The sequence below is a fragment of the Lysinibacillus sp. BPa_S21 genome (genome assembly GCF_023337795.1).
Lineage (GTDB): Bacteria > Bacillota > Bacilli > Bacillales_A > Planococcaceae > Lysinibacillus.
The window spans coordinates 1-5,804 of record NZ_JALIRS010000029.1 but is presented as its reverse complement, the minus strand read 5'-3'; the positions used below and the strand labels follow the sequence as shown (position 1 = coordinate 5,804).

Genomic DNA, 5,804 nt, shown 5'->3' with positions numbered 1-5,804 from the left:
TGGTGCCGGCGATAGGAGTCGAACCCACGACCTACTGATTACAAGTCAGTTGCTCTACCAACTGAGCTACACCGGCAAATGGTGGAGGATGACGGGCTCGAACCGCCGACCCCCTGCTTGTAAGGCAGGTGCTCTCCCAGCTGAGCTAATCCTCCTGGGTAGTATGCCTAGCGACGTCCTACTCTCACAGGGGGAAGCCCCCAACTACCATCGGCGCTAAAGAGCTTAACTTCCGTGTTCGGTATGGGAACGGGTGTGACCTCTTTGCCATCATCACTAGAATATTAACAGTTTTCGATATACTTCGTATTTGAAAACCTTATGTATTTCGTTTTGAAGTTTTTATTACCTGTCCTTCAAGACAAGAATTATTGTATAACGTTTCCTCACATTGTGCAACACTTTTTTATAAAAAAAAAGAAATTATTACTTTTTGGAGATATTTTTGTTATGTACGAGAGATTATCGCTCTGCTATTTATTATAACAATTGTTTAATTAAAAGAAAACAATTAATTTATCTAATAGGTTGATTAGCTATTTTTACTCCATTTTACTTTTAAAAAAAGACGCTGATTTTCGCTACAAGCTACTTCTTCCTACATTCAGACATCAAAACCAAGCACTTTTTCTTTGGGCATCTTTGTTCTGCTACAGAAGTATTGGGTAGCTCTTAGCTCCAATCAGCTACAAAAAATGGGTATAAAAAATCCTTTTATAGATTAGGAACATACCTGTTAATTTATCATTTCAATATTATTTTATCATAAGTTTTCACTTTTTATCTTATCCTTTACTACATTAAATAACCTGTGAAAGTCCGAAATCAACTTTGTGCTTAAGCCTACATGAATGACAACACACGTTTTTAAACTAAGTTCCTCCTACTGAACGAAGTTAAATTGCGGAAAGTGCCATTTGTAATCGATCAATTTCCTCTAATGTTGTTGCTGGACCAAAAGATATCCGAAAAAATTGACGAGCCGCTTCTGTAGAATAACCCATTGATAAAATAGCCTTCGTACCAGATTCACTATGAATATCGCAGGCACTTCCTGTAGAAATACATATCCCCACCTCATTTAATTTTAACAAAACGTATTGCCCCTCTACTCTTTTCATCAATACCCCACAAATATTAGGCAATTGCTTCTCACTCTCAATTATCTGACACGTTTCAGGTAATTTTGACTTAAAGTATCGACGTAAGGCCTCATAATGCTGACGCTCATATTGATAATTTTCAACAGCCGTAGCAAAAGCAACAATAGCCGGGGTATCTAGTGTTCCTCCCCTTAGCCCTTGTTCATGCGTGACACCTGATACTAATGCAGGAACACAGAGCTTAGGATTAATATATATAGCTCCACATCCCTTTGGCCCACTTATTTTATGAGCCGAAACAGTCATAGCATCTACTTGCTGTTTTAATGGGAGTTTACAAAAAGACTGTACACAATCGACATGCAAGAGAATATTGGATTGTTTTGCTATCTCGGCAATTTCTTCAATAGGTTGAATAGAGCCTATCTCTGAATTTACATGTTGAATAGTGATTAAAGCCGTATCTTCCTTTATCGCTTCTTTTAGTTGCTCTACATGTATACAACCATCTTTCTGTAAAGGTAACTTTGTGACCACAAAACCCATTTTTTCAAGTGTATTTAAAGCCGCATGTACAGATGTGTGTTCAGCTTGTGATGAAATAATATGCATTCCTTTATTTGACGCTAAAGCTAATGACAAAATCGAAATTAAATTGCCCTCAGTTCCGCTTCCAGTAAAAATTACACCATCACTATTTACTCCAAGAAATTTTGCTACAGTAGCTCTCGCCTGTTCAACAAAGTAATATGCTTGTCCTCCTAGATCATGTAAGCTTGCACTATTTCCATAATGCTGATTGGCAACTTCACAATATGCTTTGAGAGCTTCGGGAGTCATTGGAGAGGTTGCAGCGTAATCCAGATAAATCATCTTATTCTTCCTTTCTAGTTCATCAAGGTCTTGTTTTCTCTTTTATTTTATGTAAAGATATGTGTCAAGACAACTGTAAAGAAGGTATATGTATGGATGTAATGACAGATGTACTTATTATTGGTAGCGGCATTGCTGCACTACAGACTGCTCGGCTACTCGAAGGGCATTTTCAAGTTCAGATAGTGACAAAATGTTCAGTTAAAATGAGTAGTTCATATCGTGCTCAAGGCGGTATTGCTACCGTTACAAGTCAAGAAGATCATCCAAAGTTTCACATTGCTGATACGTTGACTGCTGGTGAATATCATCATGAAAAAAGGAATGTTGAAATACTGATAAAAAACGGCACAGAAGTTATGCGTGATTTATTAAATGAGGGCTTTCCAGTTGATCGACAAGTTGATGGAGCCCCGGCTCTAGGCTTAGAGGGTGCCCATAGTTATCACCGTATTTTACATGCAGGTGGTGATCGTACTGGCCAAGTAATGATAGATTTTTTACTCAATCAACTTACATCGAATACCGTTGTGAATTGCTATGAAATGGCTTACGAGCTTTTATTGAATAAAGCTGGAGCTTGTGTAGGCGTTCTAACGAAAGGAGCGCATGGAACGAAGCGATACCTTGCCCATCATGTCATCCTCGCGACAGGCGGTGCTGGTGCTATTTATACTTCTACGTCAAACTTTGCTACGAATACTGGAGATGGTATTGCTTTAGCATATCGCGCAGGAGCTGCCATCAGTGATATGGAATTTATGCAATTTCATCCGAGCTTACTTTGGTGTGGAGGGCAGGCCAAAGGATTAGTCTCTGAAGCTGTACGAGGCGCCGGTGGAAGGTTTGTCGATGCACTGCGTCAACCCATAATGAAAGGCATACATGAACAATTGGACTTAGCACCGCGCCATGTTACTGCACATGCATTATTTAATAAACGTGCAGCTGGGCAGGAAACATTTATTGATATTTCAAATATTGAACACTTTGAAAAAAAGTTCCCTACAATTGCTGTGCTTTGCTATGACAATAATGTTAATTTACAAGATCAATTAATTCCTGTAGCACCAGGTAGCCATTTCTTAATGGGTGGTGTTGTAGCTGATGATAAAGGAAGAACGTCTATCCCTAATCTATATGCAATTGGAGAAGTTGCTTGTACAGGGGTTCATGGTGCCAATCGTTTAGCTAGCAACTCCCTTTTAGAAGGAATTACGTTTGGACAAAGAACAGCCCAATACATTATTCACACAGGTTGTAAACAAAATAATTTCTTGATTGATGACAAACATCAACAACAAACAATGCCATTATTATTTACCAAAAAACAATTACAGCATATGATCTCACACGCATTAGGGATTGTGCGAAATCCTATCGATATGCAACACTTCGTACAACAATTGCCCTCAATGCAAGAACTTCTTCATGTTCGTCTAGATGGTTTGAATCAACAGGAACTTGAACTTTACATGATGCATACTGTCGCTACATTAATGGCACACGCAGCCATTACACGAACAGAAACACGCGGAGCACATATTCGCATAGATAAACCACAAAATGAAAATCAGTGGGTAAACCGCTGGATCATTTTTCAACAAGGACAGATGAAAGTGAGGAATTCATTATATGAATGTCATCAAACTCGAGGAAATGCTAAAGCTATTTTTTAATGAGGATATAGGCGATGGAGATTTATCGAGTGAATTTATATTTTCTCCAGATCAACAGGGATCTTTTTCTTTTTATGCGAAAGAAAGCGGCATTTTTTGCGGAGCTCCTATCATAAAACATGGATTTCTTCTCCTTGATCGATCAATGGATATTATCCTCTATAAAAAGGATGGTGATAAAGTACAGGATGGTGATGTTCTTGCTGTTATTCAAGGACCTCTTCAAAAGTTATTAATAGGGGAACGTGTAATTTTGAATCTTATTCAGCGTATGTCTGCTATTGCCACAGCTACAAATTTAGCAGTGCGAGAAACAGCCGGTACTAATGCGAAAATATGCGATACGCGCAAAACAATGCCTGGAATGCGTATGTTAGATAAATATGCAGTTAGAATCGGAGGTGCCTATAACCATCGCAATGGGTTATATGATGCGATAATGCTAAAGGATAATCATATTGCCTTTGCTGGAAGTATAACTAAGGCAGTACAGGTAGCCCGTGAAAAAATCGGTCACACCATTAAAATCGAAGTTGAAATTGAGACAAAAAAACACCTAGATGAAGCAATTGCAGCCGGTGCAGATATCATTATGTTCGATAATCGTAGCCCTGAAGAAATACGTGAATGGCTTTCAGCGGTTCCCCCACATATTGCTACAGAAGCTTCAGGCGGCATTTCGCTTCATAATTTAAATGCCTATGCTGAAACAGGTATTCAATGGATTTCACTTGGAGCGCTAACACATTCAGTCAAAGCCTTTGATATTAGTGCACTTGTACAAACGAAAGGAGCTAATTCCATTGTCCATCACTAGTTTATTACAACAAACGTCACTACTACCAGAGCATTATCGTGCATTATCTAAAAATGACATGGAATCTCGCATTTTAGCAATTAAAAAGAAATTAGGTCGTAAGCTCTTCATCCCTGGACATCATTATCAAAAAGATGAAGTGATTCAATTTGCAGATGCGACAGGGGATTCCTTACAGCTTGCTCAATTATCAGCAGCAAATAAGGAAGCTGAACATATAGTATTTTGTGGCGTACATTTTATGGCTGAAACAGCTGATATGCTTACAACTGAACAGCAGCATGTTTACTTACCTGATATGCGCGCCGGCTGTTCAATGGCAGATATGGCCGATATTTATCAAACAGAACGAGCATGGCCGATATTACAGGAACTCTTTGGCGATACTATGATCCCTCTAACATATGTCAATTCTACTGCTGCCATAAAAGCATTTACTGGGCGACATGGTGGAGCCTGCGTAACATCGTCCAATGCTAAAGAAATGGTTAAATGGGCATTTACGCAAAAGTCACGTATTTTCTTTTTACCAGATCAACATTTAGGTAGAAATACTGCCTACGATTTAGGAATACCGCTTGAAAATATGGCCGTTTGGAATCCCCATACAAATACGCTTGAGACAGATCAATACCCAGAAAACATTCAAGTCATTTTATGGAAGGGACACTGCTCTGTACACGAAGGTTTTACAGTTCGACATACAGAAATTATACGTAAAGCACATCCAAATATGCGTATCATTGTTCATCCTGAATGTAATCGTGAAGTTGTTGCCGCTGCAGATGATGCAGGTTCTACAAAATACATTATCGATACGATTAATAAGGCACCGAGTGGTTCAGCATGGGCAATCGGTACTGAAATGAATCTTGTGAATCGTATGATCAAGCAGCACCCTGATAAGCAGATTATCTCTTTAAATGAGAATTTCTGTCCATGTCTTACAATGAATCGAATTGACCTTCCCCATCTACTTTGGTCTTTAGAACGTATAGACAAGGGGCAGCCACATAATCGTATTCAAGTAGATGCTCACACTGCGGAAGAGGCACGTTGCTCACTTGAAAGAATGCTAATAAGAGTTTAAAGAATAAAACGTCTACAAGAAATAGTAGACGTTTTATTCTTAATAGGTACTAGAATCTTCTATTTGAACATATTGTGATGTTCAATTTAGTATAGAGAAAATGATTAGCATCTTAAAAGCTATTTTTATACAAAAAAAGCAGTAGATGTAATACCATCTACTGCTTTTTAGTATGACCCGTACGGGATTCGAACCCGTGTTACCGCCGTGAAAGGGCGGTGTCTTAACCACTTGACCAACGG

General features: G+C 38.8%; 4 protein-coding genes, 2 tRNA genes and 1 rRNA gene. 3 read left to right on the top strand and 4 right to left on the bottom strand.

Annotated elements, in window-relative coordinates; genetic code table 11:
• From MOK21_RS23545 to MOK21_RS23530, 4 genes are all read right to left on the bottom strand, one after another.
• Nucleotides 1-76 (bottom strand) — tRNA-Thr (locus tag MOK21_RS23545).
• A gap of 3 nt (nucleotides 77-79) precedes the next feature.
• Nucleotides 80-155 (bottom strand) — tRNA-Val (locus MOK21_RS23540).
• A gap of 10 nt (nucleotides 156-165) precedes the next feature.
• A 5S ribosomal RNA gene (gene rrf, locus MOK21_RS23535) occupies nucleotides 166-281 on the bottom strand.
• 615 nt (nucleotides 282-896) lie between these two features.
• Complete coding sequence (locus MOK21_RS23530) at nucleotides 897-1,976, bottom strand: cysteine desulfurase family protein (RefSeq protein WP_249076381.1); 1,080 nt, start codon at nucleotides 1,974-1,976, stop codon at nucleotides 897-899.
• A 92-nt stretch (nucleotides 1,977-2,068) separates the two neighbouring features.
• Here MOK21_RS23530 and nadB point away from each other — a divergent pair, with 92 nt between their 5' ends.
• Genes nadB through nadA form a run of 3 tightly spaced genes read left to right on the top strand, consistent with a single transcriptional unit; the run spans nucleotide 2,069 to nucleotide 5,562 of the window.
• Nucleotides 2,069-3,655, top strand: coding sequence for an L-aspartate oxidase (gene nadB / locus MOK21_RS23525; RefSeq protein ID WP_249076380.1), 1,587 nt, complete (start codon nucleotides 2,069-2,071; stop codon nucleotides 3,653-3,655).
• Nucleotides 3,612-4,472, top strand: coding sequence for a carboxylating nicotinate-nucleotide diphosphorylase (gene nadC, locus MOK21_RS23520; RefSeq protein ID WP_249076379.1), 861 nt, complete (start codon nucleotides 3,612-3,614; stop codon nucleotides 4,470-4,472). The genes nadB and nadC overlap by 44 nt, the downstream gene beginning before the upstream one ends.
• On the top strand, nucleotides 4,459-5,562 hold the full coding sequence (nadA, locus tag MOK21_RS23515; RefSeq protein ID WP_249076378.1) for a quinolinate synthase NadA: 1,104 nt from the start codon (nucleotides 4,459-4,461) through the stop codon (nucleotides 5,560-5,562). Before nadC ends, nadA begins: the two co-directional genes overlap by 14 nt.
• Nucleotides 5,563-5,804 lie beyond the last annotated feature (242 nt).

Bases quoted from the DNA above. Each gene is read 5' to 3' on its own strand.
- MOK21_RS23530 (WP_249076381.1), bottom strand. From the start codon at position 1,976: ATGATTTATCTGGATTACGCTGCAACCTCTCCAATGACTCCCGAAGCT.
- nadC (WP_249076379.1), top strand. From the start codon at position 3,612: ATGAATGTCATCAAACTCGAGGAAATGCTAAAGCTATTTTTTAATGAG.
- nadB (WP_249076380.1), top strand. From the start codon at position 2,069: ATGGATGTAATGACAGATGTACTTATTATTGGTAGCGGCATTGCTGCA.